Source organism: Bradyrhizobium sp. CCBAU 65884 (genome assembly GCF_028128835.1).
Taxonomy (GTDB): Bacteria; Pseudomonadota; Alphaproteobacteria; order Rhizobiales; family Xanthobacteraceae; genus Bradyrhizobium; species Bradyrhizobium ottawaense.
Genome location: NZ_LBJU01000101.1, coordinates 54081 through 75549, shown reverse-complemented (window position 1 = coordinate 75549; position 21469 = coordinate 54081). Strand labels below are relative to the sequence as shown.

General features: G+C 64.2%; 19 protein-coding genes. 15 read left to right on the top strand and 4 right to left on the bottom strand.

Annotated elements, in window-relative coordinates:
• From XI03_RS10330 to XI03_RS10310, 5 genes are all read left to right on the top strand, one after another.
• Window positions 1–967 (top strand): branched-chain amino acid ABC transporter permease (locus XI03_RS10330; protein ID WP_271592062.1); only part of this gene is annotated, 967 nt, incomplete at its 5' end.
• 30 nt (window positions 968–997) lie between these two features.
• Window positions 998–2233 (top strand): ABC transporter substrate-binding protein, encoded by a 1236-nt coding sequence (locus XI03_RS10325; RefSeq protein ID WP_271592061.1) that lies wholly within the window; start codon window positions 998–1000, stop codon window positions 2231–2233.
• A 121-nt stretch (window positions 2234–2354) separates the two neighbouring features.
• Window positions 2355–3581, top strand: a complete 1227-nt coding sequence (locus XI03_RS10320; protein ID WP_212475131.1) for an ABC transporter substrate-binding protein — start codon at window positions 2355–2357, stop codon at window positions 3579–3581.
• Window positions 3582–3820: 239 nt separating this feature from the next.
• Window positions 3821–5050, top strand: coding sequence for an ABC transporter substrate-binding protein (locus XI03_RS10315; protein ID WP_271592060.1), 1230 nt, complete (start codon window positions 3821–3823; stop codon window positions 5048–5050).
• A 198-nt stretch (window positions 5051–5248) separates the two neighbouring features.
• Entirely contained in the window at window positions 5249–6532 is a 1284-nt protein-coding gene (locus tag XI03_RS10310; protein ID WP_271592059.1) for a glycerate kinase type-2 family protein, read from the top strand.
• A 120-nt stretch (window positions 6533–6652) separates the two neighbouring features.
• Here the strand turns inward: XI03_RS10310 and XI03_RS10305 are convergent, their stop codons facing one another.
• Window positions 6653–7189 (bottom strand): MarR family winged helix-turn-helix transcriptional regulator, encoded by a 537-nt coding sequence (locus tag XI03_RS10305; protein WP_038950084.1) that lies wholly within the window; start codon window positions 7187–7189, stop codon window positions 6653–6655.
• A 176-nt stretch (window positions 7190–7365) separates the two neighbouring features.
• On the opposite strand from XI03_RS10305, the gene XI03_RS10300 reads away from it, so the two are divergent.
• The 3 genes from XI03_RS10300 to XI03_RS10290 are packed head-to-tail and all read left to right on the top strand — an operon-like array spanning window position 7366 to window position 10911.
• Window positions 7366–8406, top strand: coding sequence for a branched-chain amino acid ABC transporter permease (locus XI03_RS10300; protein ID WP_038950085.1), 1041 nt, complete (start codon window positions 7366–7368; stop codon window positions 8404–8406).
• A gap of 7 nt (window positions 8407–8413) precedes the next feature.
• A complete protein-coding gene (locus XI03_RS10295) occupies window positions 8414–10183 on the top strand; it encodes a branched-chain amino acid ABC transporter ATP-binding protein/permease (protein ID WP_271592058.1) in 1770 nt (589 codons plus the stop codon).
• Window positions 10180–10911, top strand: a complete 732-nt coding sequence (locus XI03_RS10290; RefSeq protein WP_271592057.1) for an ABC transporter ATP-binding protein — start codon at window positions 10180–10182, stop codon at window positions 10909–10911. Before XI03_RS10295 ends, XI03_RS10290 begins: the two co-directional genes overlap by 4 nt.
• 179 nt (window positions 10912–11090) lie before the next feature.
• On the opposite strand, the gene XI03_RS10285 is transcribed toward XI03_RS10290, so the two are convergent.
• Window positions 11091–11723: a pyridoxamine 5'-phosphate oxidase family protein gene (locus XI03_RS10285; protein ID WP_097668317.1), complete on the bottom strand. Its 633-nt coding sequence runs from the start codon at window positions 11721–11723 to the stop codon at window positions 11091–11093.
• 118 nt (window positions 11724–11841) lie between these two features.
• On the opposite strand from XI03_RS10285, the gene XI03_RS10280 reads away from it, so the two are divergent.
• Entirely contained in the window at window positions 11842–12726 is an 885-nt protein-coding gene (locus tag XI03_RS10280) for a LysR family transcriptional regulator (protein WP_271592056.1), read from the top strand.
• A 151-nt stretch (window positions 12727–12877) separates the two neighbouring features.
• Here XI03_RS10280 and XI03_RS10275 read toward each other — a convergent pair whose 3' ends face one another.
• Together XI03_RS10275 and pobA are read right to left on the bottom strand one after the other, a co-directional pair.
• Window positions 12878–13297 carry a PaaI family thioesterase gene (locus tag XI03_RS10275; RefSeq protein WP_028142143.1) on the bottom strand — a complete coding sequence of 140 codons (420 nt, stop codon included), beginning with the start codon at window positions 13295–13297 and terminating at the stop codon, window positions 12878–12880.
• A 221-nt stretch (window positions 13298–13518) separates the two neighbouring features.
• Entirely contained in the window at window positions 13519–14688 is a 1170-nt protein-coding gene (gene pobA / locus XI03_RS10270) for a 4-hydroxybenzoate 3-monooxygenase (protein ID WP_271592055.1), read from the bottom strand.
• A 263-nt stretch (window positions 14689–14951) separates the two neighbouring features.
• Here pobA and XI03_RS10265 point away from each other — a divergent pair, with 263 nt between their 5' ends.
• The 6 genes from XI03_RS10265 (at window position 14952) to XI03_RS10240 (ending at window position 21449) form a co-directional block, all read left to right on the top strand.
• Window positions 14952–15968 (top strand): TRAP transporter substrate-binding protein, encoded by a 1017-nt coding sequence (locus XI03_RS10265; protein WP_028142145.1) that lies wholly within the window; start codon window positions 14952–14954, stop codon window positions 15966–15968.
• 225 nt (window positions 15969–16193) lie between these two features.
• A complete protein-coding gene (locus XI03_RS10260; RefSeq protein ID WP_271592054.1) occupies window positions 16194–16703 on the top strand; it encodes a TRAP transporter small permease in 510 nt (169 codons plus the stop codon).
• Window positions 16704–16705: 2 nt separating this feature from the next.
• On the top strand, window positions 16706–18025 hold the full coding sequence (locus XI03_RS10255) for a TRAP transporter large permease (RefSeq protein WP_028142146.1): 1320 nt from the start codon (window positions 16706–16708) through the stop codon (window positions 18023–18025).
• Between the two features lie 11 nt (window positions 18026–18036).
• Entirely contained in the window at window positions 18037–18498 is a 462-nt protein-coding gene (locus tag XI03_RS10250) for a DUF3237 domain-containing protein (protein WP_028142147.1), read from the top strand.
• Window positions 18499–18759: 261 nt separating this feature from the next.
• On the top strand, window positions 18760–19569 hold the full coding sequence (locus XI03_RS10245; RefSeq protein WP_028142148.1) for a crotonase/enoyl-CoA hydratase family protein: 810 nt from the start codon (window positions 18760–18762) through the stop codon (window positions 19567–19569).
• The gene (locus XI03_RS10240; protein WP_038971317.1) at window positions 19566–21449 is read left to right on the top strand and encodes a feruloyl-CoA synthase; all 1884 of its coding nucleotides are present in this window, start codon (window positions 19566–19568) and stop codon (window positions 21447–21449) included. The genes XI03_RS10245 and XI03_RS10240 overlap by 4 nt, the downstream gene beginning before the upstream one ends.
• Window positions 21450–21469 lie beyond the last annotated feature (20 nt).

Genomic DNA, 21469 nt, shown 5'->3' with positions numbered 1-21469 from the left:
TCCGAAGCGGGCCATGACGCTGGGCACCGGCACCTCGCTGGTGGTGCTCGCGGCGCTCTTGATCGTGCCGATGTTCGTCAAGAACTTCGTCATCTTCCAGATGACGATGCTCCTGATCTACGGGCTCGCCGTGCTGGCGCTGAACATCCTGACCGGCGGCTCCGGCCAGTTCTCGCTCGGCCAGAGCGCGTTCTACGCCGTCGGCGCCTATACGTCGGCGGTGCTGATGGAGCACGCCAACATCAACTACGCGCTGACCATTCCGATCTCCGCCGTGGTCTGCTTCGGCTTCGGGTACCTGTTCGGCAAACCGGCTCTGCGGCTGTCGGGCGTCTATCTCGCGCTCGCGACCTTCGCACTCGCGACCGCGATGCCGCAGCTGCTGAAGCTGAACTTCCTGGAACACTGGACCGGCGGCGTGCAGGGCCTCGTCGTCACCAAGCCGGATGCGCCGTTCGGCCTGCCGATGTCGCAGGACACGTGGCTGTACTACTTCACGCTCATCGTCACGATCGCGATCTACATGCTCTCGGTGAACCTGTTGCGCTCGAGGTCGGGCCGCGCCTTCATGGCGATCCGCGACAACGAGATCGCGGCGTCCTCGATGGGTGTCAACGTCGCACTCTACAAGACGCTGGCTTTCGGCGTGTCGGCGGCGATCACGGGCATTGCCGGGTCGCTCGGCGCCATCGCGGTGCAGTTCGTGGCCCCCGACAGCTACACCATCACGCTCGCGATCTCGCTGTTCCTCGGCATGGTGGTCGGCGGCGTCGGCTGGCTGCCCGGCTCGTTCGTCGGTGCGGCCTTCATCATCTTCGTGCCGAACATGGCGGAGAGCATCTCCAAGGGCCTCTCCGGCGCGGTGTTCGGTGTGCTGCTGTTCCTCGTCATCTACCTCGTGCCGCACGGCGCAAGGCAGATCGCGATCATTGGCCAGCAACTCGTCGGCAAGCTCAAAAAGAACTGAAGTCCGGTTAAATTAAGCAAGGAGACCGAATTGCATTTTGGAAGAACACTGCGAGCCGCCGCGCTGGTCACGGCAACGGCGGCCATCACTCTCACCTCCGGCGCGGCACTCGCCCAAAAGAAATACGACACCGGCGCAAGTGACACCGAGATCAAGGTCGGCAACATCATGCCGTACAGCGGTCCGGCGTCGGCCTATGGCATCATCGGCAAGACCGAAGAAGCCTATTTCAAGATGATCAACGACAAGGGCGGCATCAACGGCCGCAAGATCAACTTCGTCACCTATGACGACGGCTATTCGCCGCCGAAGGCGGTCGAGCAGGTCCGCAAGCTGGTCGAGAGCGACGAGGTGCTGGCCGTGTTCAATCCGCTCGGCACACCCTCGAACAGCGCGATCCAGAAGTATCTCAACGCCAAGAAAATCCCGCAGCTCTTCGTCGCCACCGGCGCCACCAAGTGGAACGATCCGAAGAACTTCCCCTGGACCATCGGCTGGCAGCCCTCCTACCAGAGCGAAGCCCAGATCTACGCGAAATGGCTGATGAAGGAGAAGCCCGACGCCAAGGTCGCGATCCTCTATCAGAACGACGATTTCGGCAAAGACTACCTCAAGGGCACCAAGGACGGTCTCGGCGCCAAGGGCGCGTCCATGATCATCATGGAAGAGAGCTATGAGGTGTCCGAGCCGTCGATCGATGGCCATATCGTCAAGATCAAGGCCGCCAATCCCGACGTGCTGCTGATCTATGCGACGCCCAAATTCGCGGCGCAGACCATCAAGAAGACGGCCGAGCTCAGCTGGAAGCCGCTCCAGATCCTCACCAACGTCTCGATCTCGGTCGGCAGCGTGATGAAGCCCGCCGGCTTCGACAATGCACAGGGCGTGCTGTCGGCGGCCTATGCCAAGGACTCCACCGATCCGCAGTGGGCCAACGACCCCGGCATGAAGAAGTGGAACGAGTTCGTCGACAAGTACATGCCGGGTGCCGACAAGTCCGACACCAGCATGGTCTATGGCTACGGCGCGGCCTCGACCCTGGCCAAGGTCCTGGAGATGTGTGGTGACGATCTCACCCGCGCCAATCTCATGAAGCAGGCGGCTTCGCTGAAGGATTTTGCGCCGGATACGCTCCTGCCCGGCGTCAAGATCAACACCAGCGCTACCGACTTCGCCCCGATTGCGCAGCTGCAGATGCAGCGCTTCAAGGGTGAGAAGTGGGAACTGTTCGGCGAGATCATCAGCGGCGACGTCGCCTCCGAGTGACACGCTGACGCAATAGTCCGACCCTCGAGAAGCCCCCGCGAGCGATCGCGGGGGCTTTTTGTTGACGGCAGGCGCCAATCTTGTTCAATGCGGCGCCGATCCAACTCGGGGCAGGAGAACAATGTCCGCCGTTCGTTTTCAGGTTGCGGCCCTCTGGACCGGGCTCGCTTTGTGCACTGCGATGAGCAGCCCGGCACTGGCGCAGAAGAAGTACGACAGCGGCGCATCCGATACCGAGATCAGAATAGGCAACATCATGCCCTATAGCGGCCCGGCCTCGGCCTACGCCGCGATCGGCAGGGCCGAGGAAGCCTATTTCCGCAAGGTCAATGCCGAGGGCGGCATCAACGGGCGCAAGATCAAGTTCATCTCCTATGACGACGCCTATTCGCCGCCGAAGACGGTGGAGCAGGCGCGCAAGCTGGTCGAGAGCGACGGGGTGCTGCTGATCTTCGGCTCGCTCGGCACGTCCACCAACGGCGCCATCCGCAAATACATGAACGAGAAGAAGGTGCCGCAATTGTTCGTGGCGAGCGGCGCCTCGAAGTGGAACGATCCCAGGCAATATCCCTGGACCATGGGCTGGCAGCCCAGCTACGCGAGCGAGGCGCGGATCTACGCCAAATACATCATGAAGGAGAAGCCGGACGGAAAGATCGGCGTGCTCTACCAGAACGACGATTTCGGCAAGGATTATCTGAAGGGGCTAAAGGATGGCCTCGGGCCCAAGGCCTCGATGATCGTGCTGGAAGAGGCCTACGACACGTCGGAGCCCGCCATCGACGAGCACGTCGTGAAGCTGAAGGCCTCGGGCGCCGACGTGTTCATCAGCATCACCACGCCGAAATTCGCCGCGCAGGCGATCAAGAAGGCGGCGGAGATCAACTGGCATCCGGTCCACATCGTCTCCAACGTCTCGGCCTCCGTCGGCGGCGTGATCGAGCCGGCGGGCCTGGAGATCTCGCAAGGCCTGCTGTCGGCGAGCTACACCAAGGACGGCTCCGATCCGCAGTGGAATGCCGACGACGGCATGAAGAAATTCTATAACTTCCTCGCGCAATATGATCCCAAGGCCAACAAGCTCGATGCCGGCGTCGTGTTCGGCTATGCCGCCGCGCAGACCATGGTCAAAGTGCTGCAGATGTGCGGCGACGACCTCACCCGCGAGAACGTCATGAGGCAGGCAGCCTCCTTGAAGGATTTCGAGCCCGACACGCTGCTGCCCGGCATCAGGATCAACACCGCGCCGGACAATTTCGCCCCGATCGAGCAGTTGCAGATGATGCGTTTCAAGGGCCGGAAATGGGAGCTGTTCGGCGACATCATCTCCAGCGAGATGGGCCACTGAAGCGGCGCAACCCAAAATCGCTCCCGGATTGGTTAAACAACTCAAGACAGCCGGACCTTCTCGCAGTCGCACACGAAAGCCGGCCGTCCCTGACTACTAAAGACGCAGCCCCCGCGACGCCGTCCCGGGGGCTTTCTGTTGAAGGCATCAGCCAAATCGTATTGAATTGCGGCAGCGTCGCCAAGAAAATCGAGACAAGAAAAGGGGCGCATACACACCAAGAAAATAGGGAGATAGGAATGCCCGCTGTCACCGGCAAACTTGCGGCCGCATCGCTGGCGCTTGCGCTCATTGCGGCCTCGGCCTCCACCGCATCGGCCCAGAAGAAATACGATACCGGCGCGACCGATACGGAGATCAAGATCGGCAACATCATGCCCTACAGCGGACCGGCCTCCGCCTACGGCATCATCGGGCGGACCGAAGCCGCCTATTTCAAGAAGATCAACGAAGAGGGCGGCATCAACGGCCGCAAGATCAATTTCGTCTCCTACGACGACGCCTATTCGCCGCCGAAGACGGTGGAGCAGGCACGCAAGCTGGTCGAGAGCGACGAGGTTCTGCTGATCTTCAATTCACTCGGCACGCCGCCGAACTCGGCCATTCAGAAATACATGAACTCGAAGAAGGTGCCGCAGCTGTTCGTCGCGACCGGCGCCACCAAATGGAATGATCCGCAGAACTTCCCCTGGACCATGGGCTGGCAGCCCAATTACCAGAGCGAGACGCAGATCTACGCGAAATACATCCTGAAGGAGATGCCGAATGCCAAGATCGGCGTGCTCTACCAGAACGACGATTACGGCAAGGACTACCTGAAGGGCCTGAAAGACGGGCTCGGCGCCAAGGCCGCGAGCATGATCGTGCTGGAGGAAAGCTACGAGACCTCCGAGCCGACGATCGACAATCACATCGTGAAGATGAAGGCGACCGGCGCCGACATCTTCATCAACATCACCACACCGAAGTTCGCGGCACAGGCGATCAAGAAGATCTCCGAAATCGGCTGGAAGCCGACCCACTTCCTCAACAACGTCTCGGCCTCGGTCGGCAGCGTAATCAAGCCCGCCGGCTTCGAGAATTCGCAGGACATCATTTCGGCTGCCTACCTGAAGGACGTGTCGGATCCTCAGTGGAAGGACGACGCCGGCATGAAGGGTTTCCTGGAGTTCATGACGAAATACTTCCCTGAAGGTGACAAGCTCGACGGCGGCACCATCGTCGGTTACGGCGTGGCGCAGACGCTGGTGGAAGTGCTGAAGAAGTGCGGCGACAATCTCACGCGCGAGAACGTCATGAAGCAGGCGGCGAGCCTGAAGGACTTCCGCACCGAGGTGCTGCTGCCCGGCATCAAGATCAACACCGGCGCGAACGACTTCGCACCGATCAGCTCGCTTCAGCTCATGAAGTTCAAGGGCGAGAAGTGGGATCTGTTCGGCGACGTCATCAGCGCTGACGCCGGCGGCTAGCCTCCAGCCGGATCGCAATGTTCAAGAGGGCCCTCCGCGAGATCATCGCGGAGGGCTTCTTGCTACGCGGCGATTATGATCACGCGATTGCATATTCGAATGATGACACAGCCGGCTTACGCTTTGGCCGCCGATGCGCTAGGCAGGTGAACGGCGGCGTGTGTCGCCAGTTTGTTCCGTCTGCCGAAGGCCATCGTCATGACCGACCGCCGTCCCCTGCTCCGCGCGCTCTACGACGCCGCCGTTGCCGCTGCCCATCCCAATGTGGTGCTGGCGCCGCATTTGGGGCACGCGCCAAGAGGACGCGTGATCTGCCTCGCCGCCGGCAAGGGCGCGGGCGCCATGGCCGCGGCAGCCGAACGGCATTATCTCGACACGCTCAAGCTGCCGCCGGAGCGGCTCGTCGGCATCGCCACCACGCGCCATGGCTACGGCGTGCCGACGCGCCGCATCCGCGTGGTCGAGGCCGGGCATCCCGTGCCGGATGAGGCTGGCCTCAAGGGCGCGGCCGACACGCTCGCGCTCGCAGGCGAGGCCGGGCCGGACGATCTGCTCCTGGTGCTGCTCACCGGCGGCGGCTCGGCGAATTGGATCGCGCCCAGCGACGGTATCAGCTTTGCGCAGAAGCAGGCGGTCAACAAGGCGCTGCTGCGCTCGGGCGCGCCGATCGGCGAGATGAACGTCGTGCGCAAACACCTGTCGCGGATCAAGGGCGGACGCCTTGCGCGTGCCGGCAAGAATGCCGCCCAGATCGTGACGCTCGCGATCTCCGACGTGCCGCATGACGACGCTTCCGCGATCGCCTCCGGCCCGACCGTGCCTGATCCGACCACGCTGGCCGATGCGCGCGCCATCGTCGCGAAATACAAGCTCGACATCGACGATGCCGTGCGCCGCGCGCTCGACGATCCCGCCAACGAAAGCTGCAAGCCCGGCGATGCCGCCTTTTCGCGCGCGCATTTCGAATTGATCGCGCGGCCCAAGCAGTCGCTCGACGCCGCGGTGAAGCTCGCGCACGAATCCGGTTACGAGACCATCGACCTCGGCGCCGATCTCGAAGGCGAGGCGCGCGAGGTCGCCGCCGCTCACGCCAGCCTGGCGCTGCAAGCGCGCGCGCAAGGCAAGCGCCTCGCGATCCTCTCCGGCGGCGAGCTCACCGTCACGGTGCGCGGCAATGGACGTGGCGGGCCGAACCAGGAATACGCGTTGGCGCTCGCCGCTCTGCTCAAGGACACGCCTGACATCTCGGCGCTGGCCGGCGACACCGACGGCGCCGACGGCGGCGCCGGCAACCCCACCGACCCCGCCGGCGCGCTGATCGACGCGACGACCTTCGCAAAGATGAAGGCGCAGGGGCTTCAGTCGCAAGCGTACCTGGACAACAACGACGCCACGACGTTCTTCGAGGCGACCGGCGACCTGCTGCTACCGGGCCCGACGCTGACCAACGTGAACGACATCAGGGTGATTTTGGTGGATTGAGGCTGAGATTTCTCCCCCGTCATGGCCGGGCTTGACCCGGCCATCCACGCCTTCCCTCGCTGCCCAAAAACGTGGACACCCGGGCCAAGCCTGGGCATGACGCGGACGTGGAGCGCCGCCTCAGAACTCGTTCGCGACCTTCGCCAGCATCGCGATCAGGGCTTCGCGGTTGGCCTGCCCGAGCAGCTCGTTCAGCCGGGCCTCGTGCTTGGTGGCGACCAGCTTCTTGGCGCGGGCCAGCACCGCCTTGCCCTTGTCGGTCAGCACCAGGATGTGCGAGCGGCGGTCGTTGGTGGAGCGGATCCGCGCGCAAAGGTCGCGGCTCTCGAGATTGTCGAGCATGGCCACGAAGTTCGGCCTGAGAATGCCGAGGGTGGAGGCGATCTCGGTCTGGTTACGGCCGGGATTCTTCTCGACCAGCAGCAGCACGGAGAACTGCGCCGGCGTGAGCTGGAGCGAGGCCATGCAGCGCAGGAAGTTCTCGAACACCTTGAGCTGCGCCCGCTTCAGCACATAGCCGAGCTGTTCCGAGAGCTCGCCGAGCTGGAGCGCTTCGCCAGCAGCCCCCTGGCCTTGCGCCTCGGCCGCGTCCTTGCGGCCCTTGGCCGAGTCGGCAGGCTTTTCGGAGGATTTTTCAGCGGCTTTGGAAACGGTCATCGCCTCGTGCTCGTAATCCCGCTAAATTCGGGAGGGATCGTTCCCGCCCTTGATGTTATATTTGATAATTGTTATGGACCATATCAAATATCGCATGCGTTTTTCAATGGCTGTGAGCGGACCGTCCACCGCGATCGAGGGGACCGGTCCGTAATCTTTAGGGGGAGCGTCCGGTCTTGAATACCACCATCATGCTGTTCCTGGTGCAGGACGGCATCACCAATGGCGCGATCTATGCGCTGCTCGGCCTGGCGCTGGTGCTGGTGTTCGCCGTCACCCGCGTCATCCTCATTCCCCAGGGCGAATTCGTCACCTACGGCGCGCTGACCTACGCCTCGCTGGCCGCGGGCCAGATGCCGGGCACGGCAAAGCTCGCGCTGGCGCTCGGCATCGGCGCTTTCGCCTTCGACCTGTTCGTCGCGCGCAAGGCGCTGCACGGCCGCCTGATCGTGCGCAGCGTCCTCACCAATATCGTGCTGCCAGCCATCGTGCTGGCGCTGACGGTTTACTTCGCAGCCCAGAAGCCGCCGGTCGCGGTCTCGATCGCGCTGTCGCTGATGATCGTGGCAATGATCGGCCTCTATCTCTACCGCGTCGCATTCCAGCCGCTGGCACACACCTCCGTGCTGGTGCTGCTGATCGCATCCGTGGGTGTCCATCTGGCACTGCAGGGCCTCGGCCTGCTGTTCTTCGGCGCCGAAGGCCAGCGCGGACCTGCCGTGCTGTCCGGCGCGTTCACCGCGGGCTCGCTGCGCTTCACCGGCCAGAGCCTCACCGTCTACGGCATCACCATCGCCTTCATCGTCGCCCTCTGGCTGTTCTTCGGCCTGACACTCTACGGCAAGGCGCTGCGCGCAACCGCCGTGAACCGGTTAGGGGCGCGGCTCGTCGGCATCCGCACCACGCTGTCGGGGCAGATCGCCTTTCTGCTGGCATCCGTCATCGGGGCGTTGTCGGGCATCATGATCGTGCCGATCACGACGCTCTACTATGACAGCGGCTTCCTGATCGGCCTGAAGGGCTTCGTCGCCGCGATCATCGGCGGCCTCGTCAGCTATCCCCTCACCGCCGCCGCGGCGCTGGTCGTCGGCCTCGTCGAGGCGTTCTCGTCCTTCTATGCCTCCAACTACAAGGAGGTGATCGTTTTCATGCTGCTGATCCCCGTGTTGCTGCTGCGCTCGCTCGCCGCGCCCGCCGTCGAAGAAGAGAAGGACTGAGGCTGAAATGCAGAGCCGCCTTCCCATCATCGTCTTCGCAGCCGTCATGGCCGTGATTCCGTTCGTCCCCGGCATGCCGCCGTTCTGGATCGTGCTGCTCGACAATATCGGCCTCGCGGCCCTCGTCGCGATGGGCCTCGTGCTGCTGACCGGCGTCGGCGGCCTGACCTCGTTCGGACAGGCAGCCTTCGTCGGCTTCGGCGCCTACACCACCGCGGTGCTGTCGACGGCCTACGGCCTGTCGCCCTGGCTGACGCTGCCGCTGTCGCTATTGGTCAGCGGATCGCTGGCGGTGCTGCTCGGGCTGATCACCGTCCGTCTCTCCGGCCATTATCTGCCGCTGGGCACGCTCGCCTGGGGGCTCGGGCTGTTCTATCTCTTCAGCAAGCTGGAGTTTCTCGGCCGTAACGACGGCATCTCGGCGATCCCGCCGCTGTCGATCGGCACGTTCAAGATGCTCTCGCCCGGCTCGATCTATTACGCGATCTGGGTCGCCGTGATCCTCTCGGCGCTGCTGACGATGAACCTCTTGGATTCCCGCACCGGACGCGCCATCCGCGCGCTACGGCGCGGCCATGTCGCCGCCGAGGCGTTCGGCGTGCACACGCCGCGCGCCAAATTGCTGGTGTTCATCCATGCCGCCGTGCTCGCCGGCCTCTCCGGCTGGCTCTACGCGCATCTCCAGCGCGCGGTGAACCCGACGCCGTTCGGCGCGCAGGCCGGCATCGAATATCTCTTCATCGCGGTGGTCGGCGGCGCCGGCTATGTCTGGGGCGGCGTTTTGGGCGCGGCGATCGTCGTGGTCCTGAAAGAGGTGCTGCAGAGCTATCTGCCGCTGATCCTGCCCGGTTCCGGCCAGGTCGAGACCATCGTGTTCGGCATCATGCTGGTGGCGCTGTTGCAACTTGCGCCCGGCGGCCTCTGGCCCTGGCTGATGTCGTTCCTGCCGGAGCGGACCAGCGGCAAGAAGCCGGACACCTCTCTGAAGCTGGAGCAGCGTCCGCGCGCGCCCGGCGAGTCCAACATCCTGCTCCAGGTCGACAAGGCGCGAAAACAGTTCGGCGGCGTGGTCGCCGTCAACAACGTCTCCTTCGACGTCCAGGCTCGTGAGATCGTCGCGCTGATCGGCCCGAACGGCGCCGGCAAGAGCACGACCTTCAACCTGATCACCGGCGTGCTGTCGGCCACGTCAGGCTCGGTCTCGGTGCTCGGCAAGAAGGTCGACAAGGCGCCGCCGCAGGAGATCGTCAAGCTCGGCATCAGCAGGACCTTCCAGCATGTGAAGCTGGTCCCTGACATGACCGTGCTGGAGAACGTCGCGATCGGCGCGCATCTGCGCGGCCATTCCGGCCCGATCTCCTCGATGCTGCGGCTCGACCGCGCCGACGAAGCCAAACTGCTCGCGGAGGCCGCCCGCCAGATCGAGCGCGTCGGCCTTGCCGACCAGATGCATCAGCTCGCAGGCAGCCTCTCGCTCGGCCAGCAGCGCATCGTCGAGATCGCCCGAGCGCTCTGCGTCGATCCGATGCTGCTGCTGCTCGACGAACCGGCCGCCGGCCTGCGCCACATGGAAAAGCAGCAGCTCGCCAAGCTGCTGCGGGACTTGCGCGACGGCGGCATGAGCGTCCTCCTGGTCGAGCACGACATGGGCTTCGTGATGAACCTCGCCGACCGCATCGTGGTGCTCGATTTCGGCACCAAGATTGCCGAAGGCACCCCCGCCACGATCAAGACCAATCCCGAAGTGATCAAGGCCTATCTCGGAGTGGCGGCATGAGCGCGCTGTTGTCGGTCACCGACGCCCATGTCGCCTATGGCAAGGTCGAGGCGGTGCGCTCGGTCTCGCTCGAGGTCGGCGCGAATGAGATCGTCACCATCGTCGGCGCCAACGGCGCCGGCAAGACCACGCTGCTCTCCGCCATCATGGGCATCCTGCCGCTGAAAGGCCGGGTCACCTTTGCCGGCCAGGATCTCGCCCGGCTCGACATCGAGGACCGCGTCGCGATGGGGCTCGGCCTCGTCCCGGAGCACCGCGAATTGTTCGTGACCATGAATGTCGAGGACAATCTCGAGCTCGGCGCCTTCCGCATCGAGCGAAGCAAGGCGAGAGCCTCGATGGAACGCGTCTACACGCTGTTTCCGCGACTCAAGGAGCGTCGCAAGCAATTTGCCGGCACGCTCTCCGGCGGCGAGCAGCAGATGCTCGCGATGGGGCGCGCGCTGATGGGCGAGCCGAAGCTGCTGATGCTGGATGAGCCGAGCCTCGGCCTCGCCCCGATCATCGTCGCCGACATCTTCCGCATCGTCACCGAACTCCGCGCCAGCGGCGTCTCCGTGCTGCTGGTCGAGCAGAACGCGCAGGCCGCGCTGAAAATCGCGGACCAGGCCTATGTGATGGAGCTCGGCGAGTTCGTGCTCTCCGGCAAGGCCAGCGATATCGCCGCGAACGAGCGCGTCGCGGCCAGCTATCTCGGCTTCCAGCATGAAGGCACGAGTGCGATCTGACTTCTCTTACCCTCCCCTGGAGGGGGAGGGTCGCTTCGCAACGAGCGCAGCGATGTGCGAAGCGGGGTGGGGTGACGGTCCCTCCGCATAGAACACTGCCCGTGTGGAGAGATCACCCCACCCCGCTCGCGCTCCGCGCGATCGACCCTCCCCCTCCAGGGGAGGGTAAGCGCGCGGCGTTACGTAGCTCCTGTCACCTTACCGCCCTTCAACGCCGCCACCTCGGCCTCCAACTCTGCAATCCTCGCGTCCCTCACCGCCAATGCCGCTGCCACATCGCCTGCGTCGAACTTCTGCGGGATGTGCTGCGGGCAGTTGGTGTCCCAGGCCGCGATCTTGAACAGGATCACCTGCTCCGGCCGGGCGCGGTAGCCCTTCGGCATTAGCGACGTCGTCAGCGCCTCGTCGTCCTCGACGACGCGCGCCTCGCCCCAGATCTTCACGCGGCGGCGATGGGCGTAGTCCATCACGAAGATGTAGGCCTTGGGATTCTCCGACAGGTTACCCTGCGTCAGATATTGCTGGTTGCCGGCATAGTCGGCAAAGGCGAGCGTCTGCTTGTCGAGGATCTTGAGGAAGCCCTTCGGGCCGCCGCGGTGCTGGATGTAAGGCTGGCCGTCCGCCGACGCGGTGGCGAAGTAAAAGCTGTTGGCCTCAGTGAGGAAGGCCTCGAGGTTTTCATCGACCTCGGTGCGCCAGCCGCGCTGCTCGACGCGGCCATAAGCCTCGCGCGAACCCTTGCGCGCCTGGATCTCCTTCACCGCGGGAGTGAAGGCCACGTCGCTGGCATAGGTGCGGGTTGCTGTCGTCATCGGAACATCTCCTAATTCCGGCGCATCGCTGCGTCTTCGCCCGCTAAAATGGACCTTTCGCCAACCAAAACAATCTACCCGCTTGACACTTCATCGTTGCGATATATGCAATAATGAGATGGACCGCCTCGAAGCCATGCACGTCTTCGTCACCGTTGCCGATCTGCGCGGCTTTGCGCCGGCGGCGCGCAAGCTGCACCTGTCGCCCTCGGCGGTAACGCGGCTGATCGCGGCGCTGGAGGAGCATCTCGGCGCCCGGCTGCTGCAGCGGACCACCCGGCAGGTGAGATTGACCGACGTCGGCACGCGCTATCTGGAGCGCGCGCGGCGCATCCTCGCCGATGTCGAGGAGGCCGACGGCTCGGCGCGGGAGGAGCGCCACCGGCCGAGCGGACGGTTGGTGGTATCGGCCCCGGTCGGCTTCGGCCGGCTGCATGTCGGGCCGGTCATGACCGACTATCTCAAGCGCTATCCCGAGGTCGGCGGGCAATTGCGCTTGTCCGACCATCTCGTCAATCTCGTGGAGGACGCCGTCGATGTCGCGGTGCGGATCGGTCATCTCGCCGATTCCTCGCTGGTGGCGCGCCAGGTCGGCGAGATGCGGCGGATCGTGGTGGCGACGCCGGGCTATCTGAAGCGCCACGGCGAGCCGAAGACGCCGGACGCATTGCTCGGACACCAGACCATTCAGTTCGGGCCCTTCGCCAGCTGGCACTTCGTGCACGACGGCCGCGACATCGAGGTCACGCCATCGCCCCGCTTCATCAGCAACAGCGCCGACGCCGCCCTGCAATATGCCGAAGCCGGCGGCGGGGTGACGCGCGTGCTGGCCTATCAGGCCGCCGAGGGGCTGAAGCGCGGACGGCTGAAAATCGTGCTGGCGAAGTACGAGCAGCCGGCGCTGCCGATCCACATCATCTACCCGACCTCGCGGCTGCTCTCGGCCAAGGTGCGCGCGTTCGTCGATCTCGTGGTGGAGACGGCGGAGTGGAAGTTTGGGTAGCTCTCGTGCCCCGGACGCATCGCAGCACGCAGTGATGCGATGCTGAGCCGGGGCCCAGAAGACGGCGCGATATCATGCCGAGACATGGGTCCCGGCTCTGCGGAGCGGCACTTCGCGCCGCACCGCGTCCGGGACACGGAGAGCGAGAGCGTCACCCCTTCTTCGGCACCACCCGAAACGTGCCGCTGGCGCGCGCGATCACGGCATCGTCGGCTTTGACCAGGCATTGTGCAAAACAGATCGTAGAGCCGGTCTTGATCGCCTCACCTTCGACCGAGAGCCATTGGCCGATCTCGGCGGCGCCGACATAGTCGACCGACAGCGAGATCGTCACGAACGACGTGGTCCAGCCCGTTGCCTGGGCGCAGCTATAGCCCATGGCGGCATCGGCCAGCGCGGCGATCAGCCCTCCGTGAATCAGCCCGCGCGCGTTGGTGTGCGGCGTCGCCAGACGCAGCCCCACGGTGACGCCCTTGTCGGACTTCTTCGAATAGAGCGGCTCCCAGGGATCGGTGAGCGGCGCTTTGCGGAAATGCGGCTCGAAGCCGGTGGGGATGTCGGGAGAGGTCATGGCGGTCTCGCGTTGCTGGTCGCCGGCATTGAACGCGATAGACGTGACGGTTGCATCAATTACAAAGTTTCAAACGGAATTTGCGCGAGTGTTTGAAACGGAAGGCGCCACAATGACGGCGCCGTAGGGTGGGCAAAGCGAAGCGTGCCCACGTGCTTTCGCAATCATGGGAAGGTGGTGGGCACGGCGCAAGAGCGCCTTTGCCCACCCTACGGACTGTCTTAAAACGGCAACCCCACATAATTCTCCGACAGCGACGTCATCGCGGCCTGCGACTGCGTGACGTAGTCGAGCTCGGCGAGCTGGATGCGCGCGCCGATGGTGCCGGTGTCGGGGAATTTGTGCAGCATCGAGGTCATCCACCAGGAGAAGCGCACCGCCTTCCAGACCCGCGCCAGCGCCGTGGTGGAATAGGCGTCGATGCCGGCGCTGGAGTTCTCGTCGTAGAATTCGCGCAGCGCGCCCGACAGGTAATGTGCGTCGCTGGCGGCGAGGTTCAGTCCCTTGGCGCCGGTCGGGGGCACGATGTGGGCGGCGTCCCCGCACAGGAACAGCCGGCCGAAGCGCATCGGCTCGGCGACGAAGCTGCGCAGGGGCGCAATGCTCTTCTCGATCGAGGGGCCCGTGACGAGGCTGTCGGCCGCCTCCCGGTCGAGCCGGCGCTTCAATTCGTCCCAGAAGCGTTCGTCCGGCCATTGGTCGACATGGTCGTCGAGCGAACACTGCACATAGTAGCGGCTGCGTCGGGTCGAGCGCATGGTGCAAAGCGCAAAGCCGCGCGCGTGGTTGGAGTAGATCAGCTCATGGCTGACCGGCGGCGTCTCCGACAGGATGCCGAGCCAACCGAAGGGATAGACCCGCTCGAACTCCTCGATCGCCGAGGTCGGAACGCTGGCGCGGCTGACGCCGTGAAAGCCGTCGCAGCCGGCGATGAAGTCGCAATCGAGCGTGTGGGTGACGCCGTCCTTCTCCCAGGTTACGCGCGGGTGACTGCCGTCGAAATCATGCGGCTGAACGTCCTTGGCCTCATAAACCGAGATCAGACCGGCGGCCTTCCGCGCATTCATCAAATCGAGCGTGACCTCGGTCTGGCCGTAGATCATGACCGTCTTGCCGGTCGCACCCTTCATGTCGATGCGGTGACGGCGGCCGGAAAAGGCGAGCTCGATGCCTTCATGCACCAGGCCTTCGGCATGCGCCCGCGCCCCGGCGCCGATCTGATCGAGCAGCGCGACGGTTCCCTCCTCGAGCAGACCGGCGCGGATGCGACCGAGCACGTAATCCGGGCTCTGCCGCTCCAGAATGACATTGTCGATGCCGTAAGCGTGCAGCAGTTGCCCAAGCAACAATCCGGCCGGTCCGGCCCCGATGATTGCGACTTTTGTCCGCAATACTTGCTCCTTCCGATCCTGTAGGCTTTGCTCGCGGCTCGCTTGTCGCGTTGCTCCGCGCACGATAATTATATCATATAACGGTTGGGCAAAAGGGGAGGGCCGTCGCCGGGCCGCGACAAATCCATGCAGCATGGCTGACGCAGACGGCGCGGCGAAGTGCGCGCCAGTTCCGGCTTGAACGCGCCAGCCGATTAGATAACATGTTAATTAACGAGACCGGGCCATCGAAGCCCGCCATCGAAAACAGGGAGAGACGTGTGATGAGGAAAGCCTGTCTGGCGTTGCTGCTGGCCGCAAGCGTGACGCCTGCCTTCGCGCAGGACAAGACCTTCGATTTGAAGATCTCGCACTGGGTGCCGGCTTCGCATCCGCTGCAGAAGTCGCTGGAAGACTGGGCTGCCGCGGTCGAGAAGGATTCCGGCGGCACCATCAAGGGCAAGGTGTTTCCGGCCCAGCAGCTCGGCAAGGCGTTCGATCATTACGACATGGCGCGCGACGGCATCGCCGACGTCACCTATGTCAATCCCGGCTACCAGCCCGGCCGCTTCCCGATCGTCGGCGCCGGCGAGCTGCCGTTCCTGATCTCGGACGCCAAGGGCGGCTCGATGGGGCTGGACGCCTGGTATCGCAAATATGCCGAGAAGGAGATGAAGGACGTCAAATACTGTCTCGCCTTCGTCCACTCGCCCTCCTCCTTCCATTCCAAGACCAAGAAGATCGTGCTGCCTGAAGACGTGAAGGGCATGAAGATCCGCCCGGCGCATGCCACCATGGCGAACTTCGTGACCTCGCTCGGCGGCACCAATGTGCAGTCCTCGGCGCCTGAGGTCCGCGACATCATCGAGCGCGGCGTCGCCGACGGCGTCACCTTCCCCTGGGGTTCCCTGGTGCTGTTCGGCATCGACAAGGTGACCAAATACGACATGGAGGCGCCGCTCTACACCACGACCTTCGTGTTCGTGATCAACAAGGACAAGTACAACGCGATGTCCGACAAGCAGAAGGCCGCGATCGACAAGAACTGCTCGGTCGAAATGGCGGGCGTGGTCGGCGAGCATTGGGGCAAGTTCGAGGATGCGGGCATCGACAAGGTGAAGGCGGAATCCGGCCACGAGGTCTACAAGCTGGCGCCCGAGCAGACCGCCGTCTGGAAGAAGGCCGCCGAGCCGCTGGTGAAGACCTGGTCCGAGGGCGCCAAAAAGGCCGGCGCCGATCCGGACGCGGCGCTTAGCGAGCTGAAGGCGTCGCTGAAGAAGTACAACGCGTTGGCGGAGTGACGCCGCGACGCGATCGGTCCTTCCTCCCCCTCTCCCCGTCCTTACGGGGAGAGGGTTGGGGTGAGGGGCTGCGTCCGCGAAAAGAGTGACAGATGGACTCGCGGAGAGTCCCCCTCACCCGCATCGCATCTCCGATGCGATGCGGCCTCTCCCCGCACGCGGGGAGAGGCAAGAGCCGCCGCCGGAGTCGAGAGCGAGAATGACGACACTCGATAGGACACACCCATGAAGCGCTCCTGGATGGACCGCATCATCGACACGATCGAATGGATCGCGGCCGGCTTCGTCGGCATCGTCGCGCTCGACATCTTCCTGTCGGTGCTGCTCCGCAACACGCTGAATTATTCGATCCCTGATTCGTTCGACATCGGCCGCATGCTGCTCGGCATCCTCATCTTCTGGGGCATCGCCGCGACCTCCTATCGCGGCACCCACATCACGGTCGACCTCGTCTGGGGCAATGTCGGGCCGCGCCATCAGCGCTGGATCGACGTGTTCGCAACCCTGGTGCTGCTGTTCGTCGTGACCGTGCAGACCTGGACGCTGTTCGACAAGGTGCGCGGCACCTACAACGACAATGTCCTGACCTTCGACATGCACATGCCGACCTGGCCGTTCTTCGCGATCGCCTGGATCGGCGACGTCTGCGCCGTGCTGCTGATCGCGATCCGCACCTACCGCCTGATCTTCCACCCCGAAGATATGCACGATCCCAAATTGAAGGCGACGGAGTAATCATGAGCACCGATGCCGTCGCCGTAATCGGCTTCGTTTCCCTGTTTGTCCTGATGCTGCTGCGCGTGCCCGTCGGCATGGCCATGGGCCTCGTCGGCGTGTCCGGTTTCGCCTATCTCGTCAACGGGACGGCCGCCCTGAAGCTGGTCGGCCAGACCTCGATGCGCACGGTCACCGACTACACCTTCGGCGTCATCCCGATGTTCCTGCTGATGGGCTCGTTCGTGTCCAATTCCGGCATGAGCCGCGAGCTGTTCCGCGCCGCCAACGGTTTCGTCGGGCATTTGCGCGGCGGCCTCGGCATCGCCACCGTCGGGGCCTGCGGCGGCTTTGCCGCGATCTGCGGCTCGTCGGTTGCGACCGCCGCGACCTTCTCGGCCGTCGCCTATCCCGAGATGCGCCGTTTCGGCTATCCGCAATCGTTCGCCACCGGCGTGATCGCCGCGGGTGGCACGCTGGGCGCGATGCTGCCGCCCTCCACCGTGCTCGCGGTCTACGGCATCATCACCGAGCAGGACATCGGAAAGCTCTTCATCGCCGGCATCATCCCGGGCCTGCTGGCGATGAGCATGTACATGATCACGATCTTCCTGATCGGCTATTTCCGTCCCGACTTCCTGCCCAAGGGCAAGGTGACGCCGTGGCGCGAGCGCTTTGCCGGCCTGAAGGAGATCTGGGCGCCGGTGCTGCTGTTCATCTTCGTGATCGGCGGGCTCTACGGCCTGCCCTATTTGCCGCGCTTCACGCCGACGGAGGCCGGCGGCGTCGGCGCCGCCGGCGCGTTCATCATCGGCGTGCTGACCGGCCGCCTCGACCGCGAGAAGATCCTGGCCTCGCTGCTCCAGGCGACGCGCACCGCCGCGGCGGTGTTCACGGTGCTGATCGGCGCGCTGATCTTCGGCTATTTCCTCACGGTGACGCAGACGCCGCAGAAAGTGACCGAATTCCTCACCGGCCTCGGTCTCGGCAGCTACGGCGTGCTGGCACTGATCATGGTGATGTACCTCGTGCTCGGTTGCCTGATGGACGCCATGGCGATGATCATCCTCACCGTGCCGATCATCTTCCCGGTGATCACGCATCTCGGCTTCGATCCGATCTGGTTCGGCGTCATCATCGTCATGACCGTCGAGCTCGGCCTGATCCACCCGCCTGTCGGCATGAACGTCTTCGTCATCAAGAGCGTGGTGAAGGACGTGTCCTTCTCCACGATCTTCAAGGGCGTAATTCCGTTCGTGGTCACCGACCTGATCCGCCTCGTGATCCTGATCGCCTTCCCGCTGCTGGCGACCTGGCTGCCGACGCGGATGATGGCGCATTGACAGGGTGAAGCATGACGACACCGACGCTCGAGACGAACTACGTCTTCACCATCACCGCCAAAATCGGCGAGGTCGTCACCGCCGGCGAGACCGGCATCGGCGTTCGCCGCATCATCCCGATCATCGGCGGTGAGGTCACGGGCGCGATATCAGGCAAGGTGCTGCCGTTCGGCGCCGACTTCCAGACCATCCGCCCCAACGAGCTGATCGACCTGGAGGCGAAGTACGCCTTCGAGACCGACGACGGCGCCATTGTCTATGTCGAGAACAAGGGCATGCGCTTCGGACCGGTCGAGCTGTTGCAGAAGCTCAAGCGCGGCGAGCCGGTCGATCCCAAGCTGATCTATTTCCGCACCGTGCCGCGGTTCGAGACCGGGCATGAGAACTATCGCTGGCTGATGCAGCACATCTTCGTCGGCTCAGCCGCGCGCCATGCGGATCGCGTCGTGATCGACGTGCATCAGGTGATGTGAAGGGCGGCGGCCTTTCAACGCTCTCCGCTCGTCGTCCCGGCGAAAGCCGGGACCCATACCGCGTGATCTATCGAGTGCCGGCGGTCGGAATCCGAACAATGGGTCTCCGCCAAATCTCTCCCTGGGGTTACGGGTCCCTGCGTCCCGTGCGCGATTGCGCGCTAGGCAGGGACGACATTGTGTGCGGAGCAGCATTCTGCCGCCCCACCTTGACTCCCCCGAAATTCGTTATACAACATAACTATTCTGACAAGGACGCAAATGACACAGGGAAACGCCGAGACCGCTGACGCGGGCGCCTCCGGGCTATTGAGGATCGAGAGGGCGGACCGGGTTCTGACCGTGGGTCTGAACCGGCCGGCCAAGCGCAATGCGCTCAACGACGGCATCATCCTGGAAATCGGCGAGTGTTTTGCGTCCCTGCCCGAGGATATCGGCGCGGTCGTCATCCACGGCATCGGCGACCATTTCTCCAGCGGCCTCGACCTCTCCGAGCTGACCGAGCATGACGCGACCGGCGGCCTGCTGCATTCCCAGATGTGGCACCGGGTGTTCGACCGCATCCAGTACAGCCGCGTCCCCGTGATTGCGGCGCTGAAGGGCGCCGTGATCGGCGGCGGGCTGGAGCTTGCCTGCTCGGCGCATATCCGCGTCGCCGAGCCCTCGACCTATTTCGCGCTTCCGGAGGGACAGCGCGGCATCTTCGTCGGCGGCGGCGGCTCGGTGCGGCTGCCGCGATTGATCGGCGTCGCCCGGATGATGGACATGATGCTGACGGGCCGCGTCTACAGCGCGACCGAAGGCGCCTCCTACGGCTTCGCGCAATATGTCACGGAGGCCGGCAACGGGCTCGGCAAGGCGATGGAGCTTGCGACCAAGGTCGCCTCCAACGCGCCGCTGACGAACTTCGCCGTGCTCCAGGCGCTGCCGATGATCGCGGAGGCCAATCCGCAGACCGGCCTGCTGATGGAATCGCTGATGGCGACCGTCGCGCAGAGCGACAAAGAGGCAAAGCGCAGGATCCGCGAATTCCTCGAACACAAGACCGCAAAGGTAAAGCCCAAGTCATGAGCGCGCAGCCGTCCTCTTCCAGCATGGAGCGCGGCGCGAGCACTTTCCCGCTGCGGCCCATTTCATTCGGCGATCCCGTCGTCGACATCGAACGCCGCGACGACGGCACGATTTACCTGCGGCCGAAACAGGCGCTCGGCGACTATCCCGTTCGCCTCACCGACCGCCTGCATCACTGGGCCAGCACCACGCCGGACCGCGTCTTCATGGCCGAGCGCGAAGGCGGCCGCGGCTGGCGCAAGATCACTTACGCCGAGCTGCTGGTCGCGAGCCGTCACATTGCGTCCGGCCTGATTGCGCGCGGCCTGTCGGCGGAGCGGCCGGTCGTCATCCTCTCCGGCAATTCGATCGACCACGCATTGCTGGCGTTCGGCGCGTTCTATGCCGGTATTCCGTTCTGCCCGGTGTCGCCGGCCTACTCGCTGGTGTCGAAGGATTACGGCAAGCTTTCTTACCTGATGAAGCTGCTGACGCCCGGCCTTGTCTTCGCCGAGGATGCCGACAAGTTCGCCGATGCGCTTGCCGCCAACGTCTCGCTCGGGACCGAGATCGCCGCGTCCTACGGCGAGGTGCCAGGCCGCGACGTCACCCTGCTCGCCGACCTCATGGCAACGCCGATCCGCGCCGATCTCGACGATGTCCACGGCAAGATCGGCCCCGACACGATCGCGAAATTCCTGCTGACCTCGGGCTCGACCGGCAATCCCAAGGCCGTCATCAACACCCAGCGCATGATCTGCGCCAACCAGGTAATGCTGCGCGAGACGCTCGCCTTCCTCAAGGACGAGCCGCCCGTCATCATCGACTGGCTGCCCTGGAATCACACCTTCGGCGGCAACCACAATATCGGCCTGACGCTCTATAACGGCGGCTCGATGTATCTGGACGCCGGCAAGCCGATGCCCGGCGGCATCGAGGAGACCGTGCGCAATCTCCAGGAGATTTCGCCGACGGTCTATTTCAACGTGCCCAAGGGCTATGAATCGCTGCTGCCTTATTTGCGCGACGACCAGGGCCTGCGCGCAAAGTTCTTCGACCGGCTGCACGCGATGTTCTTCTCCGGCGCCGCGCTGTCGCCATTCATCTGGAACAGCCTCGACGAGCTCGCGGTGAAGGAAAAAGGTTATCGGGTTCCGATGCTGACCGGGCTCGGTGCGACCGAGACCGCGCCGTTCTTCATGTCGGTCAATCCGCGCACCAGCCGCTCCGGCCATGTCGGCCTGCCTGTTTCGGGCAACGACGCAAAACTGGTGCCGAACAACGGCAAGCTGGAAGTGCGCGCCAAGGGGCCGAACGTCATGCCCGGCTACTGGCGCCAGCCCGACATCAGCGCAAAATCCTTCGACGAGGAAGGATTTTACATGATGGGTGATGCGCTCAAGCCCGCCGATCCCGATGATCTCAACGCAGGCTTCGATTTCGACGGCCGTGTCGGTGAAGACTTCAAGCTCGCCAGCGGCACCTGGGTCAGCGTCGGCCCGCTGCGCGCGCGCCTCACGGCCGCCTGCGCCCCGCTGGTGCGCGACGTCGTCATCGCCGGCATCAATCGTGACGAGGTCTCGGCGCTGGTCGTGCTCGACCTCGACGGCTGCCGGCTGATCAATCCGACGCTGCCGACCGACGATCTCGTCGTCGCAACACGCGACCGGCTGGTGCGCGAGGCTTTTCGCGAGCGCCTGACCCGTTTCCTCAGCCAAGCCACGGGTTCCTCGACCCGGATCACGCGCGCGATCCTGATGGACGCGCCGCTCTCGATCGACAAGGGCGAAGTCACCGACAAGGGCTCGATCAACCAGCGCGCCGTGCTCGAGCACCGCACCGAATTGATCGAGGAGCTCTACGCTGCCAATCCGTCGGACCGTGTGATATCGGTCGGCTAACCCGGACATAAGCCACAGGA